Source organism: Chthonomonas calidirosea T49, from assembly GCF_000427095.1.
Classification (GTDB): Bacteria; Armatimonadota; Chthonomonadetes; order Chthonomonadales; family Chthonomonadaceae; genus Chthonomonas; species Chthonomonas calidirosea.
This window is the reverse complement of the sequence record NC_021487.1, coordinates 2,140,383-2,141,031: the sequence shown is the minus strand read 5'-3', so window position 1 is coordinate 2,141,031 and position 649 is coordinate 2,140,383. Positions and strand designations below refer to the sequence as shown.

The 649-nt window shown below is 50.9% G+C and carries 1 protein-coding gene; it reads left to right on the top strand.

Features of this window, described 5'->3' with window-relative positions; genetic code table 11:
• The first annotated feature begins 270 nt into the window (after positions 1–270).
• Positions 271–576, top strand: coding sequence for an ankyrin repeat domain-containing protein (locus CCALI_RS16945; protein ID WP_016483149.1), 306 nt, complete (start codon positions 271–273; stop codon positions 574–576).
• The last annotated feature ends 73 nt before the right edge of the window (positions 577–649 follow it).

The window sequence follows — 649 nt, the reverse complement described above, 5'->3', positions numbered from 1 at the left end:
TGCGTTTCAGCAGACGCCGTGGAGGCAGGGGCGAGCCTGTTTTCGGAGGATTTGTGGGGCAGTTTATTAAGTCGGGAGCCGACCCCAACCAAGTGATGGGGAGGGAGACACACCATTTGATTCAGCAGCTGTGTTTTTTCCCTGTGCCTGGAGGGCCTTTTCCGGACATTGTGGAGCTTTTGTTAGAGCATGGTGCTAATCTCAACTACAGCCCGAAGCTAAAGTCGCTTCTGGGCTGTTGTAGTATCTCTCGCAGGGGCAAACTATTCAATGAGCCTTCGGACGGCATACGGGAAAGGGCTGCGTACTGTAGAGCTGTTACTAAAGTACGGAGCGGATGTAAACCAAAGGGATGACACAGGAAACACAGCATTATTTAATGCTTGCGTTGCGTTTTGTTATCCGTTGGCAAAGGTGTTAGTGAAGGCGAAGGCCAATGTCAATTTAACTGGAGGGTGGGGAGAAACACCCCTCACATGGGCAATAAATAGTATTCATGTATCCCTCTGTCGTTTGCTGCTAGAGGTAGGAGTTTATCCGAGCCGTGAGGACGGACTTGGAGAGTGTCCCTTCTAATTCATACGGTGGCTACACTCTCTGCTCCCCTATGTCGTCTGTTTGGTTNCNGGCGGGAAGCCCGAACCCAAAT

What these genes read in the sequence shown, in the direction of transcription:
- CCALI_RS16945 (WP_016483149.1), top strand. Translation starts at nt 271, where the DNA reads ATGAGCCTTCGGACGGCATACGGGAAAGGGCTGCGTACTGTAGAGCTG.